The following is a 14,836-nucleotide window of genomic DNA, read 5'->3' on the forward strand; positions in this document are numbered from 1 at the left end:
CCGTACCGTAGGTGCGGGTGTTGTTGCTAAGATCATCGCTTAATTTTAAGCTTTGATAGCACAATGCTAGAAAAAGGGCGCTTCGGCGTCCTTTTTCATATCTGCTGTTTACACATGTATTTAGTTTCTTATCTCCATCTCTCTCTAATCTCCTCATCGCATTTCCCCCTTAAGTGAAAGCCACAGAAATTCTGCAAATAAAATCACCAACAGGATTGGTAATGCAAACCATTATCGTTTATATTTGCCTTATATGGTTTTAAGGTGAGAGCGAAAATGTACGTTTGCGTATGCCACGGGATTTCGGAAAAAACGTTGAAGAAGCTTGCCTATGAGCAGGGCATAACAGACATACGAGAAATTCGTAAGGTAACACCGCTTGGTTCGCAGTGTGGTAAGTGTGTTCGTACAGCAAAAGAAGTCTTGCAAGAAGTAGCGATTCCAAGCTTGGTGTTAAAACAAGCCTGTTGAGTCTCTGACAAAAACACAGTAAAAGTATTCTTATAAAGCGGCCTATTTGGCCGCTTTGTTCGTTATAGGGTTGATGTAATCAATACACTTAGAACTGAGAATAGACTGGTATTGCATTTGAAACTGCGTTTGAAAGAGTGCAGGTATTACCGATGATTTATAAAAAAACGCAACGTTTCGCAACACCAGAGACTTTTGATATTCCCGCTAAAACAGAGGGATACAGAGCGGCAGAAATTAATCCCTGACTAATTTTTGAACGTGGCTTGCAAAGCAGTTTGTGATCTGTATAATGCGCTCCACTGCCTGAGACATTTGCTCTCATGTTTGCAGTTGTGAACCAATGAGCACAGGAGGAAGACCCGTTGTTGTAGGCTCTGCCTAACGAGGTCGGTAATGTAAACTCCGCTTATGTTCGCAGTCATATTTAAATGGCTGACAATGTATCAGATTTTGATACTACGGTTTCACATAAATCAATCGGCATTCCCTTATCTTGATAAGGTTGAGTGGCGATATTGTTTGTGTAATTTTTTAATTTGGAGCTCTGTCTAATGCAGAACCAACGTATCCGTATCCGCCTGAAGGCTTTCGATCATCGTTTGATCGATCAGTCTACTGCGGAAATCGTTGAAACCGCTAAGCGCACTGGTGCGCAGGTACGTGGTCCAATCCCACTACCAACTCGTAAAGAGCGCTTCACCGTTCTTATCTCTCCGCACGTAAACAAATCTGCGCGTGACCAGTACGAAATTCGTACTCACAAGCGCCTGATCGACATCGTTGAGCCAACAGATAAAACTGTTGACGCTCTGATGCGTCTTGACCTTGCTGCGGGCGTTGATGTTCAAATCAGCCTAGGTTAAGAGGGGAGTTAATAATGATTGGTCTAGTCGGTCGTAAAGTGGGCATGACTCGCATCTTCACTGAAGAAGGCGTTTCTATCCCTGTAACCGTTGTAGAAGTAGAAACTAACCGTGTTACTCAGGTACGTACTCCTGAAGTAGATGGTTACTCTGCTATCCAAGTAACTTCAGGCGTTAAGAAAGCAAGCCGCGTTACTAAGCCAGAAGCTGGTCACTTTGCGAAAGCAGGTGTAGAAGCTGGCCGTGGTCTGTGGGAATTCCGTCTGGAAAGTGGTGAAGAGTTCGAAGTTGGCGCTGAGCTAAACGTAGATCTGTTCGCAGAAATTAAGAAAGTAGACGTTACTGGCACATCTAAAGGTAAGGGCTTCCAAGGCGCTGTTAAGCGTTGGAACTTCCGTACTCAAGATATGACCCACGGTAACTCTTTGTCTCACCGTGCACCGGGTTCAATTGGCCAATGTCAAACTCCAGGTCGCGTATTCAAAGGCAAAAAAATGGCAGGTCACATGGGTGCTGAGCAGGTAACTACTCAAAACCTTGAGATCGTACGTGTTGACGCTGAGCGCAAGCTGCTTCTTATCAAAGGTGCAGTTCCTGGTGCGACTGGCAGCAACGTGATCGTTAAACCAGCCGTTAAAGCGTAACGTCGAGGAGATAGTAATGGAATTGGTAGTAAAAGGCGCTGACGCGCTGACTGTTTCCGACACTACCTTCGGGCGTGAGTTCAACGAAGCTCTGGTTCACCAAGTAGTTGTTGCATACGCAGCTGGTGCCCGTCAAGGTACTCGTGCGCAGAAGACTCGTTCAGACGTATCCGGTGGCGGTGCTAAGCCATGGCGTCAGAAGGGTACTGGTCGCGCCCGTGCAGGTACAATCCGTAGCCCACTGTGGCGTTCGGGTGGTGTAACTTTCGCAGCTCGTCCTCAGGACCACAGCCAGAAAGTTAACAAGAAAATGTACCGTGGTGCTCTGAAAAGCATCCTTTCTGAGCTAGTTCGTCAAGATCGTCTGATCGTTGTTGACAACTTCTCAGTAGAAGCACCTAAAACAAAAGAGCTGATCGCCAAGCTGAAAGAGCTTGAGCTGACAGAAGCTCTGATCGTAACTGCAGAAGTTGATGAGAATCTGTTCCTTGCGGCACGTAACCTGTACAAGGTTGACGTACGTGATGCAGCAGGCATCGACCCAGTTAGCCTGATCGCTTTCGACAAAGTAGTTATGACTGCAGCTGCAGTTAAACAAGTTGAGGAGATGCTGGGATGATCACTGAAGAGCGTATTCTTAAAGTTCTGCGTGCTCCGCACATCTCTGAAAAAGCAACCATGGCTGCTGAAAACGGTAACACTATCGTTTTCAAAGTAGCGATGACTGCAACTAAGAAAGAGATCAAAGCAGCAGTTGAGAAACTGTTCGAAGTTGAAGTTAAGTCTGTAAATACCCTTATCGTTAAGGGTAAGACCAAACGTCAAGGTATGCGCCAAGGCCGTCGTTCAGACGTGAAGAAAGCGTATGTAATCTTGAAAGAAGGTCAAGACATCGACTTCGCTGGCGGCGCTGAGTAAGACGGAGGAGTAAAATAAAATGGCAATTGTTAAATGTAAGCCTACTTCACCGGGTCGTCGTCACCTAGTTAAAGTTGTTAACGCTGACCTGTACAAAGGTAAGCCTTACGCACCTCTTCTGGAGAAAAACCAGAAGTCTGGCGGTCGTAATAACAACGGTCGTATCACAGTACGTCACATCGGTGGTGGTCATAAGCAACACTACCGTTTGATTGACTTCAAACGTACTAAAGACGGCATCCCAGCGAAAGTTGAGCGCCTGGAATACGATCCAAACCGTAGCGCGAATATCGCACTGGTTCTGTACGCAGACGGTGAGCGTCGTTACATCATTGCACCTAAAGGCCTGAAAGCTGGCGACCAGATTCAATCTGGTTCAGATGCTGCGATCAAAGTAGGTAACAGCCTACCAATGCGCAACATCCCAGTAGGTTCTACAGTTCACAACGTTGAACTGAAGCCTGGTAAAGGTGCACAGTTGGCTCGTTCAGCTGGTGCATACGCACAAATCGTTGCTCGCGATGGCGCATACGTGACTATCCGTCTGCGTTCTGGCGAAATGCGTAAGGTTCTTTCTGAAGGTCGTGCGACCATCGGTGAAGTTGGTAACGCAGAACACATGCTGCGTGAACTGGGTAAAGCTGGTGCAACTCGTTGGAAGGGCGTTCGTCCTACCGTACGTGGTGTAGCAATGAACCCAGTGGATCACCCACACGGTGGTGGTGAAGGTCGTACATCTGGCGGTCGTCACCCAGTATCACCTTGGGGTATGCCAACTAAGGGCTTCAAGACCCGTAAGAACAAACGTACCGACAAGTACATCGTACGTCGTCGTAACAAGTAATTTTAAAGAGGATACGCCATGCCACGTTCTCTCAAGAAAGGTCCATTTATTGACCTGCACTTGCTGAAGAAGGTAGAGAAAGCGTTGGAAAGCGGTGACAAAAAGCCTGTTAAGACTTGGTCCCGTCGTTCAATGATCATCCCTCAGATGATCGGTTTGACCATCGCTGTCCATAATGGTCGTCAGCATGTACCTGTTTTCATCACTGATGAAATGATCGGTCACAAGCTGGGCGAATTTGCACCAACACGTACTTATCGCGGCCACGCTGCAGATAAGAAAGCTAAGAAGCGCTAAGGGGTTAAGAAATGGAAGCTATTGCTAAACATCGCTTTGCTCGCATCTCGCCTCAGAAAGCACGTTTGGTTGCAGACCAAGTGCGCGGTAAAAACGTTGCACAAGCCCTGGAAATTCTGACTTTCAGCGACAAAAAAGCTGCTGATCTGATCAAGAAAGTCCTGGAGTCTGCTATTGCAAACGCCGAGCATAACGAAGGCGCAGACATCGATGAGCTGTCTGTAGCAAAAATCTTCGTTGACGAAGGCCCAGTCATGAAGCGCATCATGCCTCGTGCAAAAGGCCGTGCCGATCGCATCTTGAAGCGTTCTAGCCACATCACTGTTGTTGTAGCAGACCGCTAAGAGACGAGGAGAGAAAGCAATGGGTCAAAAAGTACATCCTAATGGTATTCGTCTTGGCATCTGTAAGCCTTGGAATTCCACTTGGTTTGCTAACAGCCAAGATTTCGCTGACAACCTAGACGGCGACTTCAAGGTACGTCAGTTCCTGACTAAGGAACTGTCTAAAGCATCTGTATCTCGCATCGTTATCGAGCGTCCTGCGAAGAGCATCCGTGTGACTATTCACACTGCTCGTCCAGGTGTTGTTATCGGTAAGAAAGGCGAAGACGTAGAGAAACTGCGCGCTCGCGTTGCTCAGCTGGCAGGTGTTCCTGCTCAGATCAACATCTCAGAAGTACGCAAGCCTGAGCTTGACGCACAACTGGTTGGTGACAGCATCGCATCTCAGCTAGAGCGTCGTGTTATGTTCCGTCGCGCTATGAAGCGTGCGGTTCAGAACGCAATGCGTCTGGGTGCTAAGGGTATCAAAGTGGAAGTAAGCGGCCGTCTTGGCGGTGCTGAAATCGCTCGTACCGAGTGGTACCGTGAAGGTCGTGTGCCATTGCACACACTTCGCGCTGACATTGATTACGCAACTTCTTCGGCTCACACCACTTACGGTGTAATTGGTATTAAAGTTTGGATCTTCAAAGGTGAAGTTCTGGGCGGCATGCCAGTAGCAGAGCCACAGGCTGAGAAGCCTAAGAAGCAGCGTAAAGGCCGTAAGTAAGGAGTCTATCGATGCTTCAACCAAAACGTACTAAGTTCCGCAAGACTTTTAAAGGTCGTAACCGCGGTCTTGCTGCAGGTACTGACGTAAGCTTCGGTACCTTCGGCCTGAAAGCTGTTGGTCGTGGTCGTATCACTGCGCGTCAGATCGAAGCTGCACGTCGTGCTATGACTCGTCACATCAAGCGTCAGGGTCAAATCTGGATCCGCGTGTTCCCAGACAAGCCAATCACTACCAAACCTCTGGAAGTTCGTCAGGGTAAAGGTAAGGGTTCTGTGAGCTACTGGGTTGCACAAATCCAACCAGGTAAAGTCCTGTACGAGATGGATGGTGTTTCTGAAAGTCTAGCTCGTGAAGCATTTGATCTTGCTGCACGTAAGCTACCGATCAAAACCACTTTCGTAACTAAGGCGGTGATGTGATGAAAGCACAAGAACTTCGCGAAAAGAGCGTAGAGCAGCTGAATGAAGAACTGCTGGGTCTGCTGCGTGAGCAATTCAACCTGCGCATGCAAGCGGCTACTGGTCAACTTCAGCAAACTCACACTCTGAAGACTGTTCGTCGCGATATCGCACGTGTTAAAACCGTTCTGAACCAGAAGGGCAACGCATAATGAGCGACAAAATCCGTACTCAACAAGGCCGTGTAGTTAGCGACAAAGGCGATAAGTCTATCGTTGTTGCTATTGAGCGTCAGGTGAAACACCCAATCTACGGTAAGTTCATCAAGCGCACAACTAAGCTGCATGTACACGACGAAAACAACGAATGCGCTCAAGGCGATACCGTTGAGATTCGTGAGTGTCGTCCACTGTCTAAGACTAAGTCTTGGACTCTGGTACGCGTAGTTGAGAAAGCACGCCTGTAAGGTTTGCTTTCCAACGGTAAAAAATCTAGCGGCTCCTGACTTGGAGCCGTTTATTTTTTATCTACCCATCTTCAAAAAATAGTGTTATTATTCGCCGCCCTTGTAATGAGGCAGCCCGACCCGAGATGGGTCTAGATGTAATAACAGCGGAGCACTAACAATGATCCAAATGCAAAGTATGCTGGATGCAGCCGATAACTCCGGCGCTCGCAGTGTAATGTGTATTAAGGTGCTGGGTGGTTCACACCGTCGCTACGCCCACATCGGCGACGTCATCAAAGTTACCGTTAAGGATGCAATCCCACGCGGTAAAGTTAAAAAAGGTGATGTCCTGAAGGCGGTTGTAGTTCGCACCCGTAAAGGCGTTCGTCGTCCAGACGGCTCTGTCATTCGCTTCGACCGTAATGCTTGCGTACTGTTGAACAACACTACTGAGCAACCAATCGGTACTCGTATCTTTGGCCCTGTGACACGCGAACTTCGTGGCGATAAGTTCATGAAGATTGTGTCTCTGGCGCCAGAAGTTCTGTAAGGAGCGGTTAAAATGGCAGCTAAAATCCGTCGTAACGACGAAGTTATCGTTCTTGTCGGTAAAGATAAAGGCAAGAAAGGTAAGGTAACTAAGGTTCTGACAACTGGTAAAGTTATCGTTGAAGGTATCAACCTAGTTAAGAAACACCAGAAGCCGGTTCCGGCTATGGGCATCCAAGGCGGCATCGTAGAAAAAGAAGCTGCAGTGGACGTTTCTAACGTGGCTATCTACAACGCGGCAACTGGTAAAGCAGACCGTGTAGGCTTCCGATTCGAAGACGGCAAAAAAGTTCGTTTCTTCAAATCGAATGGCGAAACTATTTAAGTAATTCTGGAGTAGTACACTATGGCGAAACTGCATGATTACTACAAAGAGACTGTTGTAAAAGAGCTTGCTGAAAAGTTCGAATACAAGAGTATCATGCAAGTCCCAAGGATCGAAAAGATCACCCTGAACATGGGTGTGGGCGAAGCGATCAACGATAAAAAACTGCTTGAAAACGCAGCATCTGACCTGGCTACAATTACAGGTCAAAAGCCGCTGATCACTAAAGCACGTAAATCTGTTGCTGGCTTCAAGATCCGTGAGGGCTACCCTATTGGTTGTAAAGTAACCCTGCGTGGCGAGCGTATGTGGGATTTCATGGAGCGTTTGATTTCTATCGCTCTACCACGTGTGCGTGACTTCCGTGGCGTTAGCTCGAAATCTTTCGACGGTCGCGGTAACTATAGCATGGGCGTTCGTGAGCAAATCATCTTCCCAGAGATCGACTACGACAAAGTAGATCGTATCCGTGGTCTTGATATTACTATCACGACCTCAGCGGCGACTGATGAGGAAGGTCAAGCTCTGCTGGCTGCCTTTAACTTCCCATTCCGTAAGTAAGGTGAAGGGTTACTGTAATGGCTAAGCAATCAATGAAAGCGCGCGAAGTAAAACGCGCGAAGCTGGTAGCAAAGTTCGCTGAAAAGCGCGCTGCTTTTAAAGCTATCATCAAAAACGTTAACGCGTCTGAAGAAGAGCGTTGGGATGCAGTCCTGAAGCTTCAAGCTCTACCGCGTGATTCTGCTAAGTCTCGTCAGCGTAACCGCTGTAACCAGACTGGTCGTCCACATGGCTACCTACGCAAATTCGGTCTAAGCCGAATCAAGGTTCGTGAAGCTTGCATGAAAGGCGAGATTCCGGGTCTGCGTAAGGCGAGCTGGTAATTGAATCACGGGAGTAAAGACTTATGAGCATGCAAGATCCGATCTCGGATATGCTGACCCGCATCCGCAACGGTCAGGCAGCAACTAAAGTTGCTGTTAAGATGCCTTCGTCAAAGCTGAAAGTGGCAATTGCTGAGCTACTGAAAGCAGAAGGTTATGTGGCTGACTACGCTGTTACTGGCGAAGTTAAGCCTGAGCTTGAAGTTACTCTAAAGTACTTCGAAGCCAACCCAGTTATCGAGCAAATCCAACGTGTTAGCCGTCCAGGTCTGCGCATCTATAAGAAAAAAGATGAGCTGCCTTCTGTAATGGCTGGTCTGGGTATTGCTGTAGTATCAACTTCTAAAGGTTTGATGACCGACCGTGCAGCTCGCAAAGCGGGTCTGGGCGGCGAAATCATCTGCTACGTAGCGTAAGGAGTAGGAAATGTCTCGTGTTGCAAAAGCACCCGTAGTAATTCCTGCCGGCGTAGAGGTGAAACTGAACGGTCAGGAAATCACTGTTAAAGGTAGCAAAGGCGAATTGTCTCGTGTTATCAACAATGCAGTGGTAGTAAGCCAAGAAGACAACGCTGTGACGTTTGCACCGCGTGAAGGTATTGTGAAAGCTAACGCTCAAGCAGGTACCGCACGTGCGCTGGTAAACAACATGGTAGTTGGTGTTACTGAAGGCTTTACCAAGAAACTGATTCTGAAAGGTGTTGGTTACCGTGCGGCAATCAAGGGTAATGCAGTAGCTCTGACTTTGGGCTTCTCTCACCCTGTTGAGCACGACCTGCCTGCAGGCATCAAAGCAGAATGCCCAAGCCAAACTGAGATTGTTCTGACTGGTACAGACAAACAATTGATTGGCCAAGTAGCTGCTGACATCCGCGCATACCGTCAACCTGAGCCTTACAAAGGCAAAGGTATTCGTTACTCTGACGAAGTTGTGCGTACTAAAGAAGCTAAGAAGAAGTAAGGTAACACTATGGATAAGAAAATTGCTCGTATCCGTCGTGCGACCCGAGCGCGTCGCAAGATTGCAGAACTGGGTGCGACTCGCCTAGTGATACACCGCACTCCACGTCACGTGTACGCACAGGTTATCGCGGCTAATGGCTCTGAGGTTATCGCAGCTGCTTCTACCGTAGAAAAAGCGATCCGTGAGCAAGTAAAAGGCACCGGTAATAAAGACGCTGCTGCAGTTGTAGGTAAAGCTATTGCTGAGCGTGCGCTGGAAAAAGGCATCGTAACTGTTGCTTTTGACCGCTCCGGTTTCCAATACCACGGCCGTGTGGCTGCACTAGCAGATGCTGCTCGTGAAGCTGGTCTGAAATTCTAAGGTAGGCGGAAAGATGGCTAACGATAAACAACAAAGTGATTTGCAAGAGAAGCTGATTGCTGTTAACCGTGTATCTAAGACGGTTAAAGGTGGTCGCATCTTCAGCTTCACCGCTCTAACTGTAGTTGGTGATGGCAATGGTCGCGTAGGTTTCGGTTACGGTAAAGCCCGTGAAGTACCTGCTGCTATCCAAAAATCAATGGAAAAAGCGCGCCGTAACATGGTTACTGTTGCGCTGAACGACGGTACTCTGCACCACGCTGTTAAAGGTCGCCACACTGGTTCTAAAGTGTACATGCAACCTGCTTCAGAAGGTACGGGTATCATCGCCGGTGGTGCGATGCGTGCGGTTCTAGAAGTTGCGGGTGTTCGCAACGTTCTGGCGAAAGCATACGGTTCTACTAACCCAATCAACGTTGTTCGCGCAACGATTGATGGTCTGGGTGGTATGAAGTCTCCAGAAATGGTAGCTGCTAAGCGCGGTCTGCCTGTAAACGAAATTCTGGGGTAATTCGACATGGCTAAAACTATCAAAGTAACACAGACTCGTAGCTCTATCGGCCGCTTGCCGAAACATAAAGCTACACTGCGTGGCTTGGGCCTACGTCGCATCAACCACACTGTTGAGCTTGAAGATACTGCTTGCGTACGCGGCATGATCAATCAAGTTTACTACATGGTTAAAGTGGAGGAGTAATCACAATGCGTCTGAATACTCTATCTCCGGCTGCGGGTTCTAAGCCTTCTAAGAAGCGTTTGGGTCGTGGTATCGGTTCAGGCCTGGGCAAAACTGGTGGCCGTGGTCACAAAGGTCAGAAATCACGTTCAGGTGGTTCTGTACGCCCAGGTTTCGAAGGCGGTCAAATGCCTTTGAAACAGCGTCTGCCAAAATTTGGTTTTACTTCTCGCAAGAGCCTGACTGCAGCAGAAGTTCGTCTAAGCGAACTAGCTAAAGTCGAAGGTGACGTGGTAAGCCTTGAGACACTGAAAGCAGCAAACATCATCACTAAAGACATCCGTACGGCGAAAATCGTACTGTCTGGTGAGATTGCTCGCTCAGTGACTGTGAAAGGTCTTCGCGTTACTAAAGGTGCTCAAGCTGCAATCGAAGCTGCTGGCGGTAAAATCGAGGAATAATTAGCTCGAGGACGAGGTACAGATGGCAAAACAACCAGGACAAAATTTAAAAAGTGCAAAAGGTGGACTTGCGGAACTGAAAAGCCGTCTACTCTTTGTGGTAGGTGCGTTGCTCGTGTTCCGTGCCGGTTCTTTTGTGCCGATTCCTGGTATTGACGCTGCTGTACTTGCCGATCTGTTCGAACAGCAACAAGGTACCATCATTGAACTGTTTAACATGTTCTCTGGTGGTGCTCTTGAGCGTGCCTCTATCCTAGCACTGGGCATCATGCCGTATATTTCGGCATCGATTATTGTCCAGTTGCTAACGGTAGTTCACCCAGCCTTGGCTGAGTTGAAAAAAGAAGGGGAGTCTGGCCGTCGTAAGATTAGTCAGTACACCCGCTACGGTACGCTGGTATTGGCAACGTTCCAAGCGATTGGTATCGCGACGGGCTTGCCAAGTATGATCCAAGGCCTTGTGGTTAACCCGGGCTTTGGTTTCTACTTTACCGCTGTCGTGAGCTTGGTCACTGGTACCATGTTCTTGATGTGGTTAGGTGAGCAAATCACTGAGCGTGGAATTGGTAACGGTATCTCCATCATTATTTTTGCTGGTATCGTTGCAGGATTACCATCCGCTATCGGACAAACAGCCGAGCAAGCGCGTCAAGGTGAATTGCACGTGCTTCTTCTTCTGTTGATTGCGGTAATTGCTTTCGCAGTAATTGCGTTCGTAGTGTTTGTTGAGCGTGGCCAACGTCGTATTGTCGTTAACTACGCGAAGCGTCAGCAAGGCCGTCGTGTTTTTGCTGCGCAAAGCACTCACCTGCCATTGAAATTAAACATGGCCGGCGTAATTCCAGCGATTTTTGCATCAAGTATTATCCTGTTCCCAGGCACTTTGGCCCAATGGTTTGGTCAGAGTGAACAGTTTGGCTGGCTTGCTGATGTGTCTTTGGCACTGAGCCCAGGTCAACCACTGTATGTAATTCTTTATGCAGCAGCGATTATCTTCTTCTGTTTCTTCTACACGGCGTTGGTTTTCAACCCGCGTGAGACGGCAGACAATCTGAAGAAGTCTGGTGCATTCGTACCTGGTATTCGCCCGGGCGAGCAGACTGCAAAGTACATAGATAAAGTAATGACTCGACTAACCCTTGCGGGTGCGTTGTATATCACCTTTATCTGTCTGATCCCCGAGTTCATGATGATTGCTTGGAACGTACGCTTTTATTTCGGCGGAACTTCCCTACTAATCGTAGTTGTAGTAATCATGGACTTTATGGCTCAAGTTCAGACACATCTGATGTCTCAACAATATGAGTCCGTGTTGAAGAAAGCCAATCTGAAAGGCTACGGCCGCTAACAGATTGACATTTACGGAGTTTAGCAATGAAAGTTCGTGCTTCCGTTAAGAAAATCTGCCGTAACTGTAAAGTGATCAAGCGCAACGGTGTTGTTCGCGTGATCTGCAGTGAGCCAAAGCACAAGCAGCGCCAAGGCTAATAGCAGAATATTTTTCTTGCAAAATTTAGGCAGGCTGGCTACATTAGCCAGCCCACCTTTTGTGTGTGCAAAAGAAGTGGTATAGCCGCTGCGTATCCTGAACGGGCTCTGCAGCGGTTCTTCTTGAAAAAGTACTAGGAGTGAATAGTGGCCCGTATTGCAGGCATTAACATTCCTGATCAGAAGCATGCTGTAATCGCACTTACTGCGATCTACGGTATCGGTAAAACCCGTTCGAAAGCTATCCTAGCTGAGACTGGTATTGCTGAAAGCATTAAGATCAGTGAACTAACTGAAGAGCAGATCGATCTACTGCGTGATGGCGTTGCCAAGTACACCGTAGAAGGTGATCTACGTCGTGAAGTTTCAATGAACATCAAGCGTCTTATGGACCTTGGTTGTTACCGCGGTTTGCGTCATCGTCGCAGCTTGCCACTACGTGGCCAGCGTACGAAGACCAATGCTCGTACCCGTAAGGGTCCGCGCAAACCGATCAAGAAATAATCGGGGTAGGTTAATACTATGGCTAAACAACCAAATCGCGCACGTAAACGCGTACGCAAGCAAGTTGCTGATGGCGTCGCGCATATCCATGCGTCTTTCAACAACACAATCGTAACCATTACTGACCGTCAAGGTAATGCTCTAGCATGGGCTACTGCAGGTGGTTCTGGTTTCCGCGGTTCTCGTAAATCAACTCCGTTCGCTGCACAGGTTGCTGCTGAGCGTTGTGGTGAGATGGCTAAAGAATATGGCCTGAAGAACCTGGAAGTTATGGTTAAGGGTCCTGGTCCAGGTCGCGAATCAACTATTCGTGCTCTGAACGCGGCTGGTTTCCGTATCACCAACATTGTTGATGCGACTCCAATCCCACATAACGGTTGTCGTCCACCTAAGAAACGTCGCGTATAACGCTGTTTCTTAGAATTCTGGAGAAAGATCATGGCAAGATATTTGGGTCCTAAGCTGAAGCTTAGCCGTCGCGAAGGTACTGACTTGTTCCTGAAGTCAGGCGTACGCGCGATTGATACCAAGTGTAAAATTGATAACGCCCCAGGTGTTCACGGCGCTCGTCGTGGCCGTCTGTCTGAGTACGGCGTTCAGCTTCGTGAGAAGCAAAAAGTTCGTCGTATGTACGGCGTTCTGGAAAAACAATTCCGTAACTACTATAAAGAAGCTGCACGCCTGAAAGGCAACACAGGTGAAAACCTGCTGCAACTTCTGGAAGGTCGTCTGGATAACGTTGTTTACCGCATGGGCTTTGGCGCAACTCGCGCAGAAGCACGTCAGCTGGTAAGCCACAAAGCGATCCTGGTTAACGGCAAAGTGGTTAACGTTCCTTCTTTCAACGTAACTGCGAACGATGTTGTTAGCATTCGTGAGAAAGCTAAGAACCAAGCACGCATTAAAGCAGCACTTGAAATCGCTGCTCAGCGCGAGCTACCAACTTGGATCGAAGTAGACAGCAACAAAATGGAAGGCACTTTCAAGCGTCTGCCAGAGCGTTCAGATTTGTCTGCTGACATCAACGAACACCTGATCGTCGAGCTTTACTCTAAGTAAGGCTAAACTAAAGAGAGGACACAATGCAGGGTTCTGTAACAGAATTTCTTAAGCCGCGTCTAGTTGACATCGAACAAGTAAGCTCGACGCACGCAAAAGTAACTCTTGAGCCGCTAGAGCGTGGCTTTGGTCACACCCTAGGTAATGCTCTACGTCGCATCCTACTGTCGTCTATGCCTGGTTGCGCAGTGACTGAAGTAGAGATTGATGGCGTGTTGCACGAGTACAGCACCAAAGAGGGCGTACAGGAAGATATCCTGGAAATCCTGCTTAACCTTAAAGGCCTCGCCGTTAAGGTTGAGGGTAAAGATGAAGTAATCCTTACTCTGAATAAGTCTGGTGCAGGCCCTGTTGTTGCAGGCGACATCACCCACGATGGTGGTGTTGAGATTGCGAACCCAGAGCACGTAATCTGCCACCTAACTGATTCTAACGCTGAAATCAGCATGCGAATCAAGGTAGAACGTGGTCGCGGCTACGTACCAGCGTCAGCGCGTATTCACACTGAAGAAGACGAGCGTCCTATCGGCCGTCTGCTTGTTGATGCAACGTTCAGCCCAGTAGACCGTATTGCCTACAATGTAGAAGCAGCACGTGTTGAACAGCGTACGGATCTAGACAAGCTGGTTATCGATATGGAAACCAACGGTACGCTTGATCCTGAGGAAGCGATCCGTCGCGCAGCAACAATTCTTGCTGAGCAACTGGATGCATTCGTAGATCTACGTGATGTACGAGTTCCTGAAGAGAAAGAAGAGAAGCCAGAGTTCGATCCGATCCTACTGCGTCCTGTAGACGATCTTGAACTAACTGTTCGCTCTGCTAACTGTTTGAAAGCAGAAGCGATCCACTACATCGGTGATCTGGTACAGCGCACCGAGGTTGAGCTTCTTAAGACGCCTAACCTTGGTAAAAAGTCTTTGACTGAAATTAAAGACGTGCTGGCTTCACGTGGTCTGTCTCTGGGTATGCGCCTGGAAAACTGGCCGCCAGCATCAATCGCTGAAGATTAATCAGATTCTGATTACTTAGTTAGAAGGATTAGGTCATGCGCCATCGTAAGAGTGGTCGTCAACTCAATCGCAACAGCAGTCATCGTAAAGCGATGTTCAGCAACATGGCTAGCTCTCTGGTAACTCACGAAGTTATCAAAACAACTTTGCCAAAAGCAAAAGAGCTGCGTCGCGTAATTGAGCCATTGATTACCCTAGCAAAGGTCGACAGTGTTGCTAACCGTCGTCTTGCATTCGCTCGCACTCGTAACGACGAAGTTGTAGCGAAGCTGTTCAACGAACTAGGTCCACGTTTTGCCTCTCGTGCAGGCGGTTACACTCGCATTCTGAAATGCGGTGTACGTGCCGGCGATAAAGCCCCTATGGCTTACATCGAGTTGGTAGATCGTCCAGAGACAGCTGCAGAAGAAGCAGCTGAGTAATCTCTCGGTCCGTTCGAATAAGAAGCCAGGCTTTTAGCCTGGCTTTTTATTTATCTGCCTTCTCATAAAGTGTCTTCTTTTCAGACTTTTTCTCTCAAACACTTGACGTCGACATCGCTACAGAACAACCTTTCTACTTCTACTTCTACTTCTACTTCTACTTCTACTTCTACTTCTACTTCTACTTCTA

General features: G+C 48.1%; 29 protein-coding genes. All 29 read left to right on the top strand.

The genetic code is table 11. The annotated features are described in order from the left end of the window. Positions 1-276: 276 nt before the first annotated feature. Positions 277-471, top strand: coding sequence for a (2Fe-2S)-binding protein (locus tag LRP49_RS24545; protein ID WP_274146246.1), 195 nt, complete (start codon positions 277-279; stop codon positions 469-471). 554 nt (positions 472-1,025) lie between these two features. Beyond that, positions 1,026-1,337: a 30S ribosomal protein S10 gene (rpsJ, locus tag LRP49_RS24550; protein ID WP_067418532.1), complete on the top strand. Its 312-nt coding sequence runs from the start codon at positions 1,026-1,028 to the stop codon at positions 1,335-1,337. A gap of 14 nt (positions 1,338-1,351) precedes the next feature. Further along, positions 1,352-1,981: a 50S ribosomal protein L3 gene (gene rplC / locus LRP49_RS24555; RefSeq protein WP_054780642.1), complete on the top strand. Its 630-nt coding sequence runs from the start codon at positions 1,352-1,354 to the stop codon at positions 1,979-1,981. A gap of 16 nt (positions 1,982-1,997) precedes the next feature. Further along, entirely contained in the window at positions 1,998-2,600 is a 603-nt protein-coding gene (gene rplD / locus LRP49_RS24560; RefSeq protein WP_067418536.1) for a 50S ribosomal protein L4, read from the top strand. Next, complete coding sequence (gene rplW / locus LRP49_RS24565) at positions 2,597-2,899, top strand: 50S ribosomal protein L23 (RefSeq protein ID WP_078754171.1); 303 nt, start codon at positions 2,597-2,599, stop codon at positions 2,897-2,899. The genes rplD and rplW overlap by 4 nt, the downstream gene beginning before the upstream one ends. Positions 2,900-2,918: 19 nt before the next feature. After that, complete coding sequence (rplB, locus tag LRP49_RS24570) at positions 2,919-3,743, top strand: 50S ribosomal protein L2 (protein ID WP_067418538.1); 825 nt, start codon at positions 2,919-2,921, stop codon at positions 3,741-3,743. Positions 3,744-3,761: 18 nt separating this feature from the next. Further along, entirely contained in the window at positions 3,762-4,040 is a 279-nt protein-coding gene (gene rpsS / locus LRP49_RS24575; RefSeq protein ID WP_046306435.1) for a 30S ribosomal protein S19, read from the top strand. Positions 4,041-4,051: 11 nt separating this feature from the next. Next, the gene (gene rplV / locus LRP49_RS24580; RefSeq protein WP_067418541.1) at positions 4,052-4,384 is read left to right on the top strand and encodes a 50S ribosomal protein L22; all 333 of its coding nucleotides are present in this window, start codon (positions 4,052-4,054) and stop codon (positions 4,382-4,384) included. 19 nt (positions 4,385-4,403) lie between these two features. Beyond that, positions 4,404-5,093: a 30S ribosomal protein S3 gene (gene rpsC / locus LRP49_RS24585; RefSeq protein ID WP_067418543.1), complete on the top strand. Its 690-nt coding sequence runs from the start codon at positions 4,404-4,406 to the stop codon at positions 5,091-5,093. An 11-nt stretch (positions 5,094-5,104) separates the two neighbouring features. Beyond that, the gene (rplP, locus tag LRP49_RS24590; RefSeq protein WP_274146253.1) at positions 5,105-5,515 is read left to right on the top strand and encodes a 50S ribosomal protein L16; all 411 of its coding nucleotides are present in this window, start codon (positions 5,105-5,107) and stop codon (positions 5,513-5,515) included. Beyond that, positions 5,515-5,706: a 50S ribosomal protein L29 gene (gene rpmC / locus LRP49_RS24595; protein WP_028024650.1), complete on the top strand. Its 192-nt coding sequence runs from the start codon at positions 5,515-5,517 to the stop codon at positions 5,704-5,706. The genes rplP and rpmC overlap by 1 nt, the downstream gene beginning before the upstream one ends. Then, the gene (gene rpsQ / locus LRP49_RS24600) at positions 5,706-5,960 is read left to right on the top strand and encodes a 30S ribosomal protein S17 (protein WP_067418548.1); all 255 of its coding nucleotides are present in this window, start codon (positions 5,706-5,708) and stop codon (positions 5,958-5,960) included. Before rpmC ends, rpsQ begins: the two co-directional genes overlap by 1 nt. A gap of 160 nt (positions 5,961-6,120) precedes the next feature. Further along, positions 6,121-6,492 (top strand): 50S ribosomal protein L14, encoded by a 372-nt coding sequence (gene rplN, locus LRP49_RS24605; protein ID WP_067418550.1) that lies wholly within the window; start codon positions 6,121-6,123, stop codon positions 6,490-6,492. Between the two features lie 12 nt (positions 6,493-6,504). Then, entirely contained in the window at positions 6,505-6,816 is a 312-nt protein-coding gene (rplX, locus tag LRP49_RS24610; RefSeq protein WP_067418552.1) for a 50S ribosomal protein L24, read from the top strand. Positions 6,817-6,837: 21 nt separating this feature from the next. After that, positions 6,838-7,377 carry a 50S ribosomal protein L5 gene (rplE, locus tag LRP49_RS24615; protein WP_274146257.1) on the top strand — a complete coding sequence of 180 codons (540 nt, stop codon included), beginning with the start codon at positions 6,838-6,840 and terminating at the stop codon, positions 7,375-7,377. 17 nt (positions 7,378-7,394) lie between these two features. Beyond that, positions 7,395-7,700 (top strand): 30S ribosomal protein S14, encoded by a 306-nt coding sequence (gene rpsN, locus LRP49_RS24620; RefSeq protein WP_274146259.1) that lies wholly within the window; start codon positions 7,395-7,397, stop codon positions 7,698-7,700. 23 nt (positions 7,701-7,723) lie between these two features. Beyond that, positions 7,724-8,116 (top strand): 30S ribosomal protein S8, encoded by a 393-nt coding sequence (gene rpsH, locus LRP49_RS24625; protein ID WP_274146260.1) that lies wholly within the window; start codon positions 7,724-7,726, stop codon positions 8,114-8,116. A gap of 10 nt (positions 8,117-8,126) precedes the next feature. After that, a complete protein-coding gene (gene rplF / locus LRP49_RS24630; RefSeq protein ID WP_274146262.1) occupies positions 8,127-8,660 on the top strand; it encodes a 50S ribosomal protein L6 in 534 nt (177 codons plus the stop codon). A gap of 9 nt (positions 8,661-8,669) precedes the next feature. Next, positions 8,670-9,023, top strand: coding sequence for a 50S ribosomal protein L18 (gene rplR / locus LRP49_RS24635; protein WP_274146264.1), 354 nt, complete (start codon positions 8,670-8,672; stop codon positions 9,021-9,023). A 13-nt stretch (positions 9,024-9,036) separates the two neighbouring features. Then, a complete protein-coding gene (gene rpsE, locus LRP49_RS24640; RefSeq protein ID WP_274146266.1) occupies positions 9,037-9,534 on the top strand; it encodes a 30S ribosomal protein S5 in 498 nt (165 codons plus the stop codon). Positions 9,535-9,540: 6 nt separating this feature from the next. Then, positions 9,541-9,720: a 50S ribosomal protein L30 gene (gene rpmD / locus LRP49_RS24645; protein ID WP_002541431.1), complete on the top strand. Its 180-nt coding sequence runs from the start codon at positions 9,541-9,543 to the stop codon at positions 9,718-9,720. 5 nt (positions 9,721-9,725) lie between these two features. Beyond that, complete coding sequence (gene rplO, locus LRP49_RS24650; protein WP_067418569.1) at positions 9,726-10,160, top strand: 50S ribosomal protein L15; 435 nt, start codon at positions 9,726-9,728, stop codon at positions 10,158-10,160. 22 nt (positions 10,161-10,182) lie between these two features. Beyond that, positions 10,183-11,508, top strand: a complete 1,326-nt coding sequence (gene secY, locus LRP49_RS24655; protein ID WP_274146268.1) for a preprotein translocase subunit SecY — start codon at positions 10,183-10,185, stop codon at positions 11,506-11,508. 26 nt (positions 11,509-11,534) lie between these two features. Then, positions 11,535-11,648: a 50S ribosomal protein L36 gene (gene rpmJ, locus LRP49_RS24660; protein WP_000868186.1), complete on the top strand. Its 114-nt coding sequence runs from the start codon at positions 11,535-11,537 to the stop codon at positions 11,646-11,648. 147 nt (positions 11,649-11,795) lie between these two features. After that, positions 11,796-12,152, top strand: coding sequence for a 30S ribosomal protein S13 (gene rpsM, locus LRP49_RS24665; protein WP_078754159.1), 357 nt, complete (start codon positions 11,796-11,798; stop codon positions 12,150-12,152). Between the two features lie 18 nt (positions 12,153-12,170). Next, entirely contained in the window at positions 12,171-12,560 is a 390-nt protein-coding gene (gene rpsK / locus LRP49_RS24670; protein WP_002541534.1) for a 30S ribosomal protein S11, read from the top strand. Positions 12,561-12,590: 30 nt separating this feature from the next. Further along, positions 12,591-13,211 (top strand): 30S ribosomal protein S4, encoded by a 621-nt coding sequence (rpsD, locus tag LRP49_RS24675; RefSeq protein WP_274146271.1) that lies wholly within the window; start codon positions 12,591-12,593, stop codon positions 13,209-13,211. 23 nt (positions 13,212-13,234) lie between these two features. Beyond that, positions 13,235-14,224 carry a DNA-directed RNA polymerase subunit alpha gene (locus tag LRP49_RS24680; protein WP_002541536.1) on the top strand — a complete coding sequence of 330 codons (990 nt, stop codon included), beginning with the start codon at positions 13,235-13,237 and terminating at the stop codon, positions 14,222-14,224. A gap of 35 nt (positions 14,225-14,259) precedes the next feature. Further along, complete coding sequence (rplQ, locus tag LRP49_RS24685; RefSeq protein ID WP_274146272.1) at positions 14,260-14,646, top strand: 50S ribosomal protein L17; 387 nt, start codon at positions 14,260-14,262, stop codon at positions 14,644-14,646. Positions 14,647-14,836: the final 190 nt, after the last annotated feature.

This window comes from Enterovibrio qingdaonensis, from assembly GCF_028683135.1.
GTDB lineage: Bacteria > Pseudomonadota > Gammaproteobacteria > Enterobacterales > Vibrionaceae > Enterovibrio > Enterovibrio qingdaonensis.